General features: G+C 62.8%; 9 protein-coding genes. 2 read left to right on the top strand and 7 right to left on the bottom strand.

The genetic code is table 11. The features are described 5' to 3' along the window. Positions 1-146: 146 nt before the first annotated feature. On the bottom strand, positions 147-1,016 hold the full coding sequence (locus tag H3H55_RS17650; RefSeq protein WP_193099581.1) for a DUF6615 family protein: 870 nt from the start codon (positions 1,014-1,016) through the stop codon (positions 147-149). A gap of 380 nt (positions 1,017-1,396) precedes the next feature. Continuing rightward, complete coding sequence (locus H3H55_RS17645) at positions 1,397-2,887, bottom strand: alanine/glycine:cation symporter family protein (RefSeq protein WP_193099580.1); 1,491 nt, start codon at positions 2,885-2,887, stop codon at positions 1,397-1,399. A 237-nt stretch (positions 2,888-3,124) separates the two neighbouring features. Between H3H55_RS17645 and dapF the strand changes: the two genes are divergently transcribed. Next, the gene (gene dapF / locus H3H55_RS17640) at positions 3,125-3,955 is read left to right on the top strand and encodes a diaminopimelate epimerase (RefSeq protein ID WP_193099579.1); all 831 of its coding nucleotides are present in this window, start codon (positions 3,125-3,127) and stop codon (positions 3,953-3,955) included. A gap of 171 nt (positions 3,956-4,126) precedes the next feature. Here dapF and H3H55_RS17635 read toward each other — a convergent pair whose 3' ends face one another. Together H3H55_RS17635 and cblR are read right to left on the bottom strand one after the other, a co-directional pair. After that, on the bottom strand, positions 4,127-4,555 hold the full coding sequence (locus H3H55_RS17635) for a PRC-barrel domain-containing protein (protein WP_193099578.1): 429 nt from the start codon (positions 4,553-4,555) through the stop codon (positions 4,127-4,129). 332 nt (positions 4,556-4,887) lie between these two features. Next, positions 4,888-5,595 carry a cable pilus system response regulator transcription factor CblR gene (gene cblR / locus H3H55_RS17630; protein ID WP_193099577.1) on the bottom strand — a complete coding sequence of 236 codons (708 nt, stop codon included), beginning with the start codon at positions 5,593-5,595 and terminating at the stop codon, positions 4,888-4,890. 377 nt (positions 5,596-5,972) lie between these two features. Here cblR and H3H55_RS17625 point away from each other — a divergent pair, with 377 nt between their 5' ends. Then, positions 5,973-8,447, top strand: a complete 2,475-nt coding sequence (locus H3H55_RS17625; protein ID WP_319022294.1) for an ATP-binding protein — start codon at positions 5,973-5,975, stop codon at positions 8,445-8,447. A 133-nt stretch (positions 8,448-8,580) separates the two neighbouring features. Here H3H55_RS17625 and H3H55_RS17620 read toward each other — a convergent pair whose 3' ends face one another. The 3 genes from H3H55_RS17620 to H3H55_RS17610 form a co-directional block, all read right to left on the bottom strand. Continuing rightward, positions 8,581-10,671, bottom strand: a complete 2,091-nt coding sequence (locus tag H3H55_RS17620; protein ID WP_319022293.1) for an ATP-binding protein — start codon at positions 10,669-10,671, stop codon at positions 8,581-8,583. Between the two features lie 447 nt (positions 10,672-11,118). Beyond that, complete coding sequence (locus H3H55_RS17615) at positions 11,119-12,126, bottom strand: fimbrial protein (protein WP_193099574.1); 1,008 nt, start codon at positions 12,124-12,126, stop codon at positions 11,119-11,121. A gap of 538 nt (positions 12,127-12,664) precedes the next feature. After that, positions 12,665-15,145, bottom strand: coding sequence for a fimbria/pilus outer membrane usher protein (locus tag H3H55_RS17610; protein ID WP_226800277.1), 2,481 nt, complete (start codon positions 15,143-15,145; stop codon positions 12,665-12,667). Positions 15,146-15,183: the final 38 nt, after the last annotated feature.

Genomic DNA, 15,183 nt, shown 5'->3' with positions numbered 1-15,183 from the left:
CGAAGTGGCCGCACACGCGTGACGTCGATGCGTCGCGCCCCGGTCTCGCGGAGGCCAAGGCGATGGGCCGTAGTATTCCGTGCGACGGGGGCGGCTTACAAGCGGATAACTACGTACGCGGGGCTACGTAGAATTACGTAGCTCCATCATTTGCGCCCAATGTGCTGATCGTCGAATCGCCGCGTATTCACAAACATGATTCGCTTCGGATAGATCGCGATGTCGTGGTTATACACATGGGCAGGAAACGCACCGAGCGCGTAATCGCGCGGCATGTCCGGCGCTATCGCATCGAAGTCGAGCACCGGCAGGTCCTCTCGTCCGTAAACGTGTGCCTCAACACCGAACTTCTCGAATGACGCGCCTGCGTCGCCACGATATATCGCGGCTATCCTCGGGCATTCGAGCAAGCATCTGATCGGAATGGTCTGCGGCTTTTCATGCATTCGCTCGAATGAACGCTCGCCGCGCGTCGCCAGCGCGTGCTGGACCACCGACAGCGGCGTGACCGATATTCCGAGCAGTTTGTACCGAAGCGGATTCGGGCATTGCCAGTAATCCTGGTAATCCGGATACATGGCGTGGTTGTAAAACGCATACAGCGGAATGGCACCGTTTCCCGTTGCGTAGTCTCTGAGCACGTCGTGCTGAAGCGCGGGCGCCACCGCGGCGGACACAAGATTCCCGGATACATCGAATTCCGCCGGCTTTCCGGGGATGACGTGACGAAGCGTGTCGTATCGAAGCTCGTGGAGATTCAGCTTCTTGGCCTGGACCGCATATCTGAGCCAACCGTCATTATCATTGCCGATCCACCACTCCCAATCGGTGCCTTTGTCCGATTCGAGGTTTTTGGGCGTCTTGATCATCGACAGACCGGGATGTTTGAGCCGCGCGAGATCCAGGAGAAGATTGTCCGTAATGGTTTCTTCGCCTTGTGAAATGTTCAGCGCGAGCGAATCGGCCAGCCGGTCCCATACGCCCTCGGAGAGATCTTCGAAGTGTCTTGATAGCATGAGGTCTTGTTTTTCAATTATTGAATTGTTGTCCGCGCCGCACGGTTTTCCACGAACCGGCCCAATCATTTCCGCTCGCTTTCAAATAGACGAGAGGCGCCCCGCCAGCCCCGCAATCCGATCGGATCAATATCGATGGCGTTTTATCGTATCTCGTTATCGGAAAAAAGCAATGAATCGAGCGCGCTGTTTTCAGACACGCCGATATTGCGTAGGCCCGGTTTCGTCGTTCGTACGGAACGGAAAAGAAACGCCCCGGCTTGGCAGCCCGGCGAAATGAGAAACGGCCGGCAACAGATGTGCCGGCCGTTTCGCATGAATCGATATCGCAACGTGCACAACCGCCCCCGGCGGTTGGCCCGTGTCCGCGCTATGCGGACCTACGACTGCCGTTCCGACGCCTCGACGATCGCCGCCCGACCATCGCGCGCGTCCTGCCCCGCCTCCCGCTTCTCCCAGAACGTCGCGTTCGCGATCCCGAGCGCGGCCGGATCGAACGACGGCTCGCGCCCCGCGCGCTTCTGCGCCTCGTAGTCGCGCAACGCCTTGAGCGCCGGCTTCTGCAGCAGCAGGATCGCGACGATGTTCAGCCACGCCATCAACCCGACGCCGATGTCGCCGAGCGCCCACACGACGCTTGCGCTCTTCACCGCGCCGTACAGCGTCGCGAGCAGGATCACCGCGCGCAGCACGAACGTGCCGGCGGCGCTGCTGCGCGCGCGGCTCAGGTACGCGACGTTGGTCTCCGCGATGTAGTAGTACGCGAGGATGGTCGTGAACGCGAAGAAGAACAGCGCCATCGCGACGAATGCCGCGCCGAAGCCGGGCAGCACCGATTCGACTGCCATCTGCGTATAACCGGGGCCCGCCTCGATGCCGGCCGCGCCCGAGAACAGCGCGCGGCCGTTCGGTGCGACCACGTTGTAGGCGCCCGTGATGAGGATCATGAAGCCCGTCGCCGAACACACGAACAGCGTATCGACGTAGACCGAGAACGCCTGCACGAGCCCCTGCTGCGCCGGGTGCTTCACTTCGGCGGCCGCCGACGCGTGCGGGCCCGTGCCCTGCCCCGCCTCGTTCGAATAGACGCCGCGCTTCACGCCCCACTGGATCGCCATGCCGAGCACCGCGCCGAAGCCGGCCTGGAAGCCGAACGCGCTCTCGAACACCAGCGCGACGACGCCCGGCAGCCGTTCGATGTCGAGCGCGATCACCACGCATGCGATCAGGATGTAGCCGAGCGCCATGAACGGCACGACGATTTCCGCAACGCGCGCGATCCGCTTCACGCCGCCGAAGATGATGAGCCCGAGCAGCAGCACGAGCACCGCACCGGTGACGGGCTTTGCGATGCCGAACGAATTCTCGATCGCGGACGAGATCCCGTTCGCCTGCACGCCGGGCAGCAGCAGCCCGCACGCGAGCACGGTGGCGATCGCGAACGCCACCGCGTACCAGCGGATGCCGAGCCCCTTCTCGATGTAATACGCGGGACCGCCGCGATACTGGCCTTCGCGCCGTACCTTGTAGATCTGCGACAGCGTCGATTCGACGAACGCGGTGCTTGCGCCGAGGAACGCGACCAGCCACATCCAGAACATCGCGCCGGGACCGCCGAACGTGATGGCCGTCGCGACACCCGCGATGTTGCCCGTGCCGACGCGCCCCGACAGCGACAGCGCCAGTGCCTGGAACGACGACACGCCCTCCGCCGATGCCTTGCTGCCACGCATCAGGCGCAGCATCTCGATGAAGTGGCGAACCTGCGCGAAGCGCGTGCGCAGCGAGAAGTACAGCCCCGCGGCCAGACAGAGAAAGATGAGCGCGGGGCTCCAGATGACACCGTTGATCGAATCGACGAGTTGTTCCATAAGGCGTTTCTGTTGAGAACCGGGTGACGCGTGGCGGGGGTCGGATCCGCTACGCGAACGCACGGGATAGCCGACTGCGGACAGATCCGAAACGAATCTTTCATTTATATTACATGCCTTACGGTTCGCTTCGGAATCGGGGTGAGCCCCAAGCGGCGCATCCGCGCCGAATCACGTCGATTGATCGGCTCCGGCAAGCCACGTACAGTGTTCGCCTGCATCGACTCCGGAACCGCCATGCCGATCCGATTTCAGAAGATGAACGCGAATGGCGACGACTTCGTCATCGTCGACCTGCGCGGCCAGGATCCGGAGCAAGCGCTCACGATCAACCGCGACCTCGTGCGGCGCATGGGTGACCGGCATAACGGCATCGGCTTCAACCAGCTCGCGGTGCTGTCGGACTGCGACGATGCAGCGGCCCGCGTCGCATTCTGGAACCCCGACGGCTCGACGCTCGATACGTGCGGCAGCGCGACGCGCGGCGTCGCATGGAAGCTGATGCAGGAAACCGGTGCGGCATCGGTCGTGCTGCGCACGAATCGCGGACGCCTGCTCTGTTCGCACGATGCGCACGGGCTGATCACGGTCGAGATGGGCGCACCGCGGGTCGATTGGCAGGATGTGCCCATCGCGGAAGAAGCCGACACACTCGCCCTCCCGCTGCCGGGCGCACCGGCCGCGTGCAGCATGGGCAATCCGCACTGCACGTTCTTCGTCGACGATCCCGATACGATCGACGTCGAGGCGCTCGGCCCGGCGCTCGAAACGCATCCGCTGTTTCCGCTGAAAACCAACGTGCATTTCGTGCGGGTCGTCAGCCGCACGCATATCCGCCTGCGCATCTGGGAACGCGGCGGCGGCGTGCCGCTCGGTTCGGGATCGTGTTCGTGCGGCGCGGTGGTCAACGGCATCCGGCGCGGGCTGCTCGACGCGACGGTGCGGGTCGAATGCGACGGCGGCGACGTCACCGTTCAATGGGACGGCGCGGGCAGCGTGTTCCTGAGCGGGCCGGTCGAGTTCGGGTTCAGCGCGGTGTGGGTGGACGAGGAACGGTCGGAGACCTGATCGCCGCCAGGCGCGCGATGCGCAGCGGAATCGTCATCGATCGTCGAGGCAATGCGTTCGGCGCCATGATGCGGCGCCGGGCCTTCGACGTTCGCGCAAACTCGCGGGGCCATCGACGGCCCGCGGTTCGTCAGACCCGGCGCGGCGCGCCGGGTTGCCATGCATCGGCGATCAGTGCTTGTCGTCGAGCTTCTTCGGCTTCGGCGGCGACGGCACCTTCGCGTACTGGAACGCGGGCGTTGCCTTCAGCGCATCCTTCGTCGCGCCCGGCAGGTAGATGTTGCCGTTGCGCACATCGAGCGACGCGATCGGCACCGCGACGTCATGTGCGGCCACACCGAGGAAACCGCCGGCCGACACGATCGCCGCCGACACCGAGCCGTCCGGCGCGACGATCAGGTCGCGCACGGTGCCGACCTTCTGGTTCTGGTCGTTGTAGACGGCCTTGCCGAGCACGCTCTTCTTCACGCTCCAGCCTTCGAGCAGCGCCTGCGATTGTTCGACGGTCACGCTGAGCGGCTGTGCGCCGGCGATCTGCGCGTGTGCGCTGACGCTCGATGCGAGGACGGTTGCTGCGATGAGGGTTTTGTAGAAAGGCATGCTGTGATGCACTCCGGTTCGGTTGTTGTTGATGCCGGGAGCGAAGCGGTGCGGGCAAGGTCATGATCGGTGGTCCCGCCGCGCTTCCTCGATGGAGCGGCGGTCGGCCGCACCGCCGCTGCGTGTGCGTGTGACGAGCCGGCATGGCCGGTTCGCAAAGCGCAGCACCACACCATGTTAGCGGCATTCGTCGTACGGTGCGCTCAGGTTGCATCTTGAAGCCCGTCGAACCGGATAAAGATCAATACCCGTGTCGAGATGGAGTGCGACTCGTATGTCATGCGTCACGTCGGGAGCATCAACATACGCTGACGCCGACGAATAAACGCGGTTCAGCTTTCCTCGATCAGCTTACGGGACGCGAACAGCTCGGCATCGCTGCGGATACCAAGCTTGCGAAACGCCGATTGTTTTTGCGCGCTGATCGTCTTGGGACTTCGGGAGAACTTCGATGCGATACCCGACACGGACATGCCGGCAAGAAAGCAGCGCAGCACTTCGTGCTCGCGCGGGCTGAGCCGCAAATTCATGGACGAGCCGGAATCGGACGACGGCGTATCTTCATCGCTCGCCGGCTTTGGCTCGGCCACGCGCGGATCGGTCGTCGCGCCCGACATGATCCGGTCCGCGAGTTCGGCACTGATATAGGAGCGGCCACTTGCCACGACACGGATCGCATTCGCGAGTTCGCCGAGATTCTCGCTCTTGCCGAAAAAACCGAGCGCGCCTGCACGCATCGTCATGTTGACGGTCGCGGGCGTATCGCTGCTCGACGTCATCAGGATCCGGCAATCCGGGAAGCGGGTATTGACGAGCTTGACGAGATTGAGGCCGTCGATCTCACCGGGGCCGAGCGTGTAGTCGAGCAGCACGACATCCGCATGATTCGCTTCGAGCCAGCGGATCAGATCGCGCGACTTCGCGAAGCTTGCCGCCACTTCAATGCCGGTCTTTTCCGTCAGGTAACTGGCGATCCCGTGCTGGACGACGGCATGGTCGTCCAGAATCACGATGCGGATCGGCTGGTGCGCTGGCCTCATTGTTACCCCTTTCCCTGTTGTGGTACCGCGCTGGACGGTTGGATTCGTTCTTTTCGCGGCATACCGTCCATGGTTATCCCGATTAGCTTACCGGCTTTTCGGATACTTTTTAACCCTTCTGGCTAAACCGGGCGGATACCGACGAACATGTTTCCGGGTGCCGTCGACCCTCCGGCACCGTTCGGATTCGGCACATGCATGCGTGTCCATCGGGCTTTTCCGCATGAATTGCCAGTCGCCGCACCGCGTTGCGTTTCCACCATGCACGACCTATGATGACGGCCTCGTTTTCCGGTGTTGCGGCGATCATCGCAGCGTCCGATACGAATCCGCAGGCGGTCCCGTGGCAACCCGGCCAACAACCTGGTGAAAGGAACGTGAGCAAGGTGAGTTTGAAGCGACGTGCCACCCTCGCCGGCGTGATCGTCTGGCTGATGCCCGCGCTCGGATGGGCAAGCAACACGCCTCAGTTCACGGCGGAAGAAAGGGCGTGGATTGCCGCGCATCCGGTGGTGCGGACGCGGGTCGACCGGAACTGGCGGCCGTTCGAATTTCGGGAGCGCGGGAAAATCGTCGGCATCGTGCCGTCGTATCTCGACGCCGTTTCGCGTGCCAGCGGGCTGCGCTTCGAATATGTCGACGACGTGTCGTGGTCCGACACGTACGACGCACTGATGTCCGGAAAGGTCGACATGGTGCCCGACGTGTCGAAGACTACCGATGCGTCGCAGTTCCGCAACGGCACGCTCATCAGCCAGCCGTACTTCGTCGGCACGATGCTCGTCGTCGCATCGGAGCGCCTGAACCAGTTCGTCAATTTCCGGAATCTGGCCGGTCGACGAATCGCGATCAAGGGCAACGGCGGACTCGAATACGCGATTCGGCAAAGCGGCATACCCGTGACCCTGATGACGTACGACAACGAGCGTGACGCGCTCGCAGCTGTCGCCGACGGGAAAGCGGACGTCGCCGTGGGCCCCGACATGTCGATCCTGCCGCTGCTGCGCCGCCAGTTCGAAGGGGAACTGTTCGTATCCGGCGGCCTGCCGGACCGCCCGTACGCGTTGGCCATGGCGACACGCAGCGACATGCCGCTGCTCGCGTCGATTCTCGACAAGTCCCTGGCGGCGATCCCCGCACGCTCGAGCGAGGAAATCCCGCGTCAGTGGATCGAATCGGCCGACTACGGCAAGCCAACGCTCCGATCGATCCTCTACTATCACCGCTGGCAGGCCACGGCGGCCGGTGCGACCCTGCTCGCACTGGCGGCCATCGCATTCGTTTCGTGGCGCGCACGCGTCGCAGCAATCCGCAGCGAGCGCGACAAGGCCATGTTCCTCGCGTTCATCAGCCACGAGATCCGTACGCCGATGCATACGATCCTGTCGTCGCTGGAACTGTTGCAGTGCTCGGAATTGGCGCCGAAGCAGGCAAGCCGTGCGGACGCGGCAATCGCCGCGTCGGAATCGCTGCTGACACTGCTCGACGACGTGCTCGAATACTCGCGGCTCGAATCGCACAACGTCGCGCTCGCGCCCGAGCCCACACAAGTCGAGCCGTGGGCACAGCGCAGCGCCGACATGGTGCGGTGGCGGGTCGACGAGAAAGGCCTGAGCTTTGCGGTCGAACTCGCATGCCCGGCCGGTCTGTGTGTGCTGATCGATCCGCTACGCACACGACAGATCGTACTGAACCTGCTCGTCAACGCGATCAAGTTCACGTCTGCAGGTTCAATCACGTTGCGTGTCGACTATCTCGACGACAAGCCGGGCCGAGCCGGTTCGCTCGTGATCGAGGTCCGCGATACCGGGATCGGCATCCCGCCCGAACGTCAGCGCGGCATATTCGCTCCCTACCAGCGCGTCGAGCAACCGGGAAGCCGTCGAGTAAACGGCAGCGGGCTGGGACTGTCGATCTGCCGCGAACTCGTCGACTTGATGAAGGGCATCATTACCGTCAGCAGCAGTCCCGACAAGGGGACGATCTTCATGGTAATTCTGCCTGCGCGGCGTGCCGCTCAAGCGGTAACGCCAGACAGCCCCGAATCGCCCCCGCCCGAGCCCCTATCCTCGCTGCCCGGGGCCAAACCACCGGAAACCGACGTGCCGTTGCGTACCCGCGCGGGACCGGCGATTCTCGTCGTGGACGACCACGAGGCCGTCCAGCATGCGATCGGGCATCAGCTCGATGCGCTCGCATGCCGCTCGATGGTTGCCGGCAACGGCGAGCAGGCGCTCGAGCAGTTCGAGCGCACACAGTACGACATGGTGCTGCTCGACTGCGACCTGCCCGACATCGACGGCTACACGGTCGCGCAACGCATGCGCGCCAGCGAACAACTGCGCAAGCAGGCGCGCACGCCGATCATCGCGATCTCCGCATCGACGGACGATGCGCATCGCGCACGCTGCTTCGACAGCGACATGGACGGCGTGCTCGGCAAGCCGCTGCGGCTCGACGCGCTGCGCCAGATGATCGACTTGTGGTGTCCAGCCGGCGATATCGATATGACCAAGCCATCGATACAGGAAACGCAACCGGCAAAGCCGGACTTTCGCGCGATCTACCGGCAAAGTGTCGATGCCGATCTGGCCGTGCTCGCCGATGCGCTGTCGAGCGGCGATACCGATCGCGCATGCCACGCGGCGCACCGGATCAAAGGCGCCGCTGCGATTGCCGGCCATACCGCAACGAGCGAGCTGGCCGCCGAACTCGAGCACCGACTGCCCGCCATGTCCGGCGGGATTTCATCGGAGGTCGAAGCGCTCCATCGCGAGTTGTGGCGCCGGCATCGTGCCGAAACCGGCCAGCCGGGCTCCGGCGAACGCGAGCCGGGTGGCGCGGACGCATAGACGAGATGCACACCAGGACAGGCAACGCGCCGGCCATCCGATTCAGCAGCGCGCGATGCCCGACGACGATACAAGCGCCCGTCTGCAAGCGACGCGTGGGCGCCATACGCGTTGAAAGCGGCTTGCGACGACATCACGCGGCCGACGATTCATCGGTCGCGACGCCCTCGAACGTCGGGCACCACATCGCGATCATCTGCCTCATCGCGTCGAGCCGCAGCGGCTTGCTCAGCACACCATCCATCCCGCTGTCGAAGCAGCGCATCTTGTGCGCGTCGCCGGTAACGGCCGAGATCGCGACGATCGGAACATGCGTGACCTTGCGCGCCGCTTCGTCCTGCCGGATCATCTGCGCGAGCGTATAGCCGTCGATGTCCGGTAGATTGCAATCCATCAGCACCATGTCGATGTGCGTGTCAGCGAGCCGTTGCAGTGCAACGTCGCCCGTTCCGGCAAGCACGCCGATGCAGCCAAGTTCCTCGCATTGATCCTGCAACGCGGCCCGGACCGCTTCGTGATCGTCGACGATCAGGATGCGCGGCGTATCGTCGCTCGCCCGCACGGCTGATGATTCCTCCCACGCGGAAGCCGGGCCGGCTTGCCGTGGCGCAGGCACACCCTCGATCGCAGCGACCGGCAACTGCACCGTGAACACCGTCTCTACATGCGGCACGCTGTCGACGGTGATCGTGCCGTGCATCAATCCGACGAGCTCGCTGCAGATGGCAAGCCCGAGCCCACTGCCGCCGACGCCCTCCTGCGAAGAATGATCCGCCTGCCAGTACGCATCGAAAACATGCCCGAGGCGGTCGGGCACAATGCCGATACCGGTATCGCGCACCTCGAAGCACAGGATGCCGTTGCGTCCGTGGCGCGCGCCAAGATAGCGGACGTGTAGCGCAACGACGCCGGCCGTCGTGAAATTGATCGCGTTGACGAGCAGGTTCAGCACGACCTGGCGCACGCGCACGGGATCGATCACGACATGTAATGCCGGCGGGCTCGCAACATCGAGCGTCAACGCGAGTGCCTTTCGCTCGGCACGCCAGCGCACCATGTCGACGGTTTGCCGGGCCCACGACTCGAGCTCGATCGTTTGCGGCAACGGCGCGACCTTGCGCGACTCGAGACGCGAGTATTCGAGGATATCGTCGAGCAGTGTCAGCAGCGTCCCTGAAGCCGAGGTGGCCGCCTCCACGCGGCCGGCCTGCTGCACGGAAAGCCGAGAACGCTGCAGGAACTCGAGCGACGACAGGACCGTCTGCATCGGTGTACGAATCTCATGGCTGACGAAGGCGAGGAACATGGCCTTGTCGCGCTTGCTGCGAATGGCGGCCGCGCGGGATTTCCACATCATGTATGCCAGCACCGCGAACGTCAGCAACGCCACGACGATTGCTAGCACCACCGGCGCACGATAATGCAGGATCGAGCGGATCGTCGGCTTGCCGTAGTCGCCCAGTTCGACCCAGTCACGCGTGATCGCCGCCGCCTCGCTTGCGGGAATCGCCGCGAGCGACTTGTCGATGATCGACGCGAGAATCGGCAGATCGGCGCGCGTGAGCATCGCGAGCGACACAGGTCGATCTGCCAGCATGCCGGACATGTAGAGCTGGCCGGTGAACTGCCGGCGGACGATCGGCAGGATCGTGACATCGATGCCGAGTGCGGCGTCGGCATCGCCGTTGGCGACCGCGGCAAGCGCGAGCTCCTCGGTGTCGAACGTCAGCACGTCGAGCTTCACTCCGCTGTGCCGCGTGAAGAATTCGACCGCGCCGCGCCCCTTGATAGCGACGCGCCGACCTGTGAGCCGCTGCAGACCGAAAATCATCGCGGAATTGTTGCGCGTCACGGCGGTCAGCCGCCCGACCAGATACGGCGAACTCACGAGCGCGCCCGCGCCCACCCGGTCCGGAACCAGCTCGCGCCACACGCCCGGCAGAAGATCGACCTTGCCGGCGGCGATCGCATCGTATGCATGGCCCCATTCCGTGCCCGGCACGGTTTGGAACGTGAGTCCGGTCATCTTCGAGATCACGTTCAGATAGCCGGCGACCAGGCCGCCATGCTTGCGATTGCGCATGTACTCGATCGGATACCAGTTCGCTTCGACCGCGATATGAACGACGGGGTGCGCGGCGATCCACCGAAGCTCCTCGTCGGTGAACACCGGCTTCTCGCAGGCGGTCGCGGCGCCCGCACCGATCGATGTGGTGAGCAGCACGATAATCCACATTCGACACAGCATGCGCCAGATCGGGCGATTTCCAGAGAACCTTGCTTTCATAATCAATGCGCGTTTGACGGGAGCGCGGATGTAACTGACTGTGTAGGCGCCACAAGGCGACACTGGCTTACGCATCGAAGGGCCGCCGCACCTCGCTCAAGCCAAATTCCGGGCGGCGTCCGATTGACTTGCGGCACGCCGGAAACATGTCACCGTGCCGGGCACGCCAACTACGCAGCACATAGCCTGATTAGGCATTCTTACTAATCATGCAAAATTGGAATATAAGATTTGTCCTAAAGTGACGACTCCGAGCTAACCATCGCATCGACCTCCTGACCAATCCGTCAATTTTCGCTTTCAATCCCGCTTAAAGAAATTTCGTCGTCGCATGACAGAATTCGTAGCAACGACGTTCGGGCTTTATGGAACCGAACAGCCGAATTATTGATAGGTAAGCGTAAACGTTGCGCTGCCATTGGCGACGCCTGGCTTGACGTTGCGGTCCGTCTGTACGTAGCGTGCCTTGAGGGAAATCGCGTAGTCGCCATCGGAATGTATCGTCTGCCACTTGAAACGCTTGGCCAATTCCACCGGCCTGTCGTCATAGAGCAACTGGATCGCCACACCGCTGGCACTCGAAGCCCCGGCATCCAGCTTGAGCATCCCTCGAGCTGCGTCGTACGCGGCACCGTCCAGTTGGAGATTGACGCTGGTGTCCTTTGCACAGTTGATCGGGATGCTGAACGCTTTTGTCCCGGCAGAGGGCGACGTATCTGGTCCCTTGAACGCACCGATGGGTACTTCGCCCAAATCTACCGGAATCAATTTGTTACTTACCGTGCACGAAAGCGCTTCCACATCGAACGAAGCGATGCTGATCTTGGATTCTGGCTTGAACCAGTCAGTCGGACTCTGGCCATTCTTCAGGATGAAGGAGCCGACCCACTCCGCTGACACCGAGCCCGTACCGGTAGTTGAGTCCGTCTTATAGAAGCTGATCAGCGCCTTGGCTCGCATTGGCCGCACGTCAAACATGCCGTTCACGTTGCAGACGACGATGTGGTCTGCATTCTGCGGGTTGTTTCCGTCGACCCAGTGTTCGTTACCGTCGCACTGACTCACCGGGAGTATGCCGATCGCATAGCCAATTCCGTCAATATTGGTCTTCCAGACACGCTTGCCGTCGAAGGTGCCTGCGTAGGTCCCAAATCCCTTGACCCCCATTTCCTGGTGAGTCAACTTGGGCTCGGTATTGGAACATGTGAATGTATCCACGACATCCGACTCGACCCTCGCAATGAGCGAACCCACCGGCAGGTCACGCTGAATTACCATCGACTTCGGCTGAATGGTGGTGTTTTTGGTGACCGTCGTGCAGGTGAAGGCAAATGCCCCCTTTGCCGCGATCAACAATAGCCCTGTCGCCAGCCTTGTGTACCATGTGTGCATGCCCGCCCTCCTCATTTTTGCCCGGCAACGTGAGAAAACATGAAGCGATGTCTGTATTTGCGCACCGCCTCGTCCTGAGAATGTTGGAACACGCCACCGTCGCACGATGCGCCAACGCGCACGCGATCACCATGGAAATTGCAACGCCAAGTCCATAGGAACGACCCGACTCCTTCTGCGCTTTCATGCAGGACGACCAGAAGGCCGCGGCTCAGTCGGCACACGGGCGGGATCCAACACCGTGGCAGCGAAGATCGCCCCGAGTCGAAAGGAAAGCCGGCGCGACACTTGTTTGAAATAGTGGTCTCGGGGAGGCCAATTACGTCATCCGCCGCGGCTGTCCCGGTCAACGTGGAAACTGCGCAGATGAGCGGAGAGCCCAGTCTCGGGTAATCCATGAAATTGAAAAATCCCATCTTCGGAAATCCATTCGTTGATTGAGTTGCCTACCGTTTTCGTACGACAAGCGCGACGTAGTCGTGGCATGTCCCACTCCCGCGATTCAAGGCAAGATCAAGCACGTCTTGCCCACAAGCGTTCAGGGAAGCTGCGCCGGGCCACAGCGAAGCACCTGCCTCACGTAGTGCCTGCCGACGTCGATCTTGGGCAGCGCATACGACGCCTGACACCGGTCGCCCTTCCACTTGACTGTCACCGCTCCGTGCCCCTGCTCGAGCAGGACGAGCGCGTTACCGCCCGGGTCGACGATACCGAGCGATTTGCCGGTCTTCGCGTCTTCCACGCTGGCGCCGAACGGCACCGGCCGGCCGTTCGCCTGCACCACGTTGAACTGCACGCGCCGCCCGCCGTTCGCCTTGAACACTGCCTCCACCACGGCGCCACGACGCGGGACGACCTTCTTAGCCGTGTCGATAAGTTCGATATCCGCGCCTAGGTTGCGCGTATCCGGGCGCAGCGTATTCACGCGATAAGGCTGCGCATAAGAAATCACCATGTAACCGTTTCGGGCGATGCTCACGCCATCTTCGGTCCGCACGTCCACGCCCTTTGTACCTTCCACCTTCATCAACGCGAAGGTATCGCCGAGCATGCGGCTCAGGTTGACGCCACCGCGATGCACGACGACCGCGCCCGTCGCACCCACACTCGCGGACTGATAATCGCGCGCGTAGTTGTAGCTGGCCGACAGCTGGCCGACGTCGGTGTTGTGTGTCACACTCGCCCCGGCCATCGCGCCGCGCCCCTCGTTCGCGTAGCCTGATTGCGCCGCATACGACGTACGCTCGTTAAAGCTGCCGCTCAAGCCGGCCTGCACGTTGGCTGTGCCGCTACCATCCCGCGTAACGTTGGTGTACAAGCGCGGCGAACGCGCCTTGTTGCCGAGCGGAATCGACAACGTCGCCATCAGTCGCGTATTCGATCCCGATTCGCCGTATCGCGAATCGCGTGATTGCGTGAAGCTCAGGTTGTAGCCCAGCCGCTTCCAGTTGTTCCCGTAGCCCACGCTCACGCTACGGCTCGATCCGGATTGATTCCAGTATGTCTGCTGGCTGACGTTCAGATAGACGCTGCCGTATTTCCGCTCCGGGCCGAGATCCTGGCTCGTCGTCAGATCGATCCGCGAGCGGCTGCGCGCGGCCTGAATGCCGCTCGCCATGTCAACGTCGTTGACGTGATCGCTGAACGTCCGATACCCGTCCGTCGAATATCGGTATGCGGCCAACGTGAAATTCGTGTTGGTACGCGTGAACGTCTTCGCATACAGCACGCGCACACTCTGACCGGCCCGGCGCGCGCCCTGCGCACGGCTGAGCGACTGCGTGACGTCGAGCGACAGCGCACCGATCGGCGTATTGGTGCCGACGCCGAGGTTGAACGCCTGATAATCCTTGGACATCAGGAAGCCCCCGGCCAGCGTACTGTTGTCGGTCAAGCCATAGACCACCGAGCCGGTGGCCAGCACGAGCGACGAACCCTGGCCGCCCTGATATTGACCCGCCGAGAAGCTGTACTTCATCCGGCCCTTGCGCAGCATCAGCGGCAGGCTCGAGAACGCCTGACGGGTGACGTGCCTGCTGCCGTCCGCCTCGATCACAGTGATTTCCAGGTCGCCGTTGGAGCCCGACGGAAAAATGTCGGTCAGCTCGAAAGGGCCGGGCGGCACGTTGGTGCGATACAGCATGTAGTCGCTCTGACGCACTTCCACCACCGCGTTGCTAAACGCCTGCCCGCGAATCACCGGCGCATAGCCGCGTTCGCTGTCCGGCAGCATCGCGTCGTCGGAACCGATCTTCACGCCGCGAATGCGCACGCTGTCGAAAAGCGTCGAATCGGTGTATTGCTCACCGATCCCGAGTTGCGACTTTAGCGACGTGATGTCGCGCTCGATAAGCGTGCGATTGCTTTTGAACTGCAGCTTGCCGCCCGTGCCGCCACTTAGCGTCGACTCGTTGCGCAATCGCCACGGACCGATGTTGATGCCGTTTTGCAGGCCGAGAAAGTAGCTGCGGCTGTCGCCCGAAAAGCCACCGTGGCCGTAGTTGCCGTTGAACTGATAGTTCACGTACCCGGCCGCAACGCCCGCATCCCACAGCGCCGGATCGACATAGCCGCGCGCCGTACGGGAAAGGAACGCTTGCGGAATGCTCAAGTCGAGCCGCAGCCGGCCAGCGTCGAAATCGACCGCAGCCTGATCCATCAATCGAGCAACATCGAGACACGCCGGATCGGCCGTGTCGGGCGCACTCGGCAACTCGTGCAGGTTGATCCCGAACTCCTGAAGCGTCTCCGCGGTCAGGCACGGTTCGACCTTGCCCTTCGCCTCGTCGAAGCGAAACACGATATCGCGACGCGTGACGAGATCGCCGTTGGCCTGCACTTCGACGCGGTACGTGCCGGGCGGCACGCTGCTGTCGCTCGTCAGCACGGCCGATAAATCAGCCGGGTGGCCGCTGCCGCGCAGGAAGCTGGTATTGAAGGCCGGCGTCATCGGCGTGGCCTGCGCGACGACCGTCTCCGCCGTTTCCGCATGGGCCTTGCCGAATACAGTCAGGCACATCGCAAGATAGAGCGGCGTTGCGCGCGGAAGCGCGGCGG

Origin of the sequence: Burkholderia sp. Z1, assembly GCF_014893795.1 — a bacterium.
GTDB classification, from domain to species: domain Bacteria; phylum Pseudomonadota; class Gammaproteobacteria; order Burkholderiales; family Burkholderiaceae; genus Burkholderia; species Burkholderia theae.
Note: the sequence above shows the minus strand (reverse complement) of the source record. Positions and strands in the feature narration are given on the sequence as shown.

Coding starts and splice junctions, on each gene's coding strand:
- H3H55_RS17650 (WP_193099581.1), bottom strand. CDS start 1,016: ATGCTATCAAGACACTTCGAAGATCTCTCCGAGGGCGTATGGGACCGG.
- dapF (WP_193099579.1), top strand. CDS start 3,125: ATGCCGATCCGATTTCAGAAGATGAACGCGAATGGCGACGACTTCGTC.
- H3H55_RS17645 (WP_193099580.1), bottom strand. CDS start 2,887: ATGGAACAACTCGTCGATTCGATCAACGGTGTCATCTGGAGCCCCGCG.
- H3H55_RS17635 (WP_193099578.1), bottom strand. CDS start 4,555: ATGCCTTTCTACAAAACCCTCATCGCAGCAACCGTCCTCGCATCGAGC.
- H3H55_RS17615 (WP_193099574.1), bottom strand. CDS start 12,126: ATGCACACATGGTACACAAGGCTGGCGACAGGGCTATTGTTGATCGCG.
- cblR (WP_193099577.1), bottom strand. CDS start 5,595: ATGAGGCCAGCGCACCAGCCGATCCGCATCGTGATTCTGGACGACCAT.
- H3H55_RS17610 (WP_226800277.1), bottom strand. CDS start 15,145: ATGTGCCTGACTGTATTCGGCAAGGCCCATGCGGAAACGGCGGAGACG.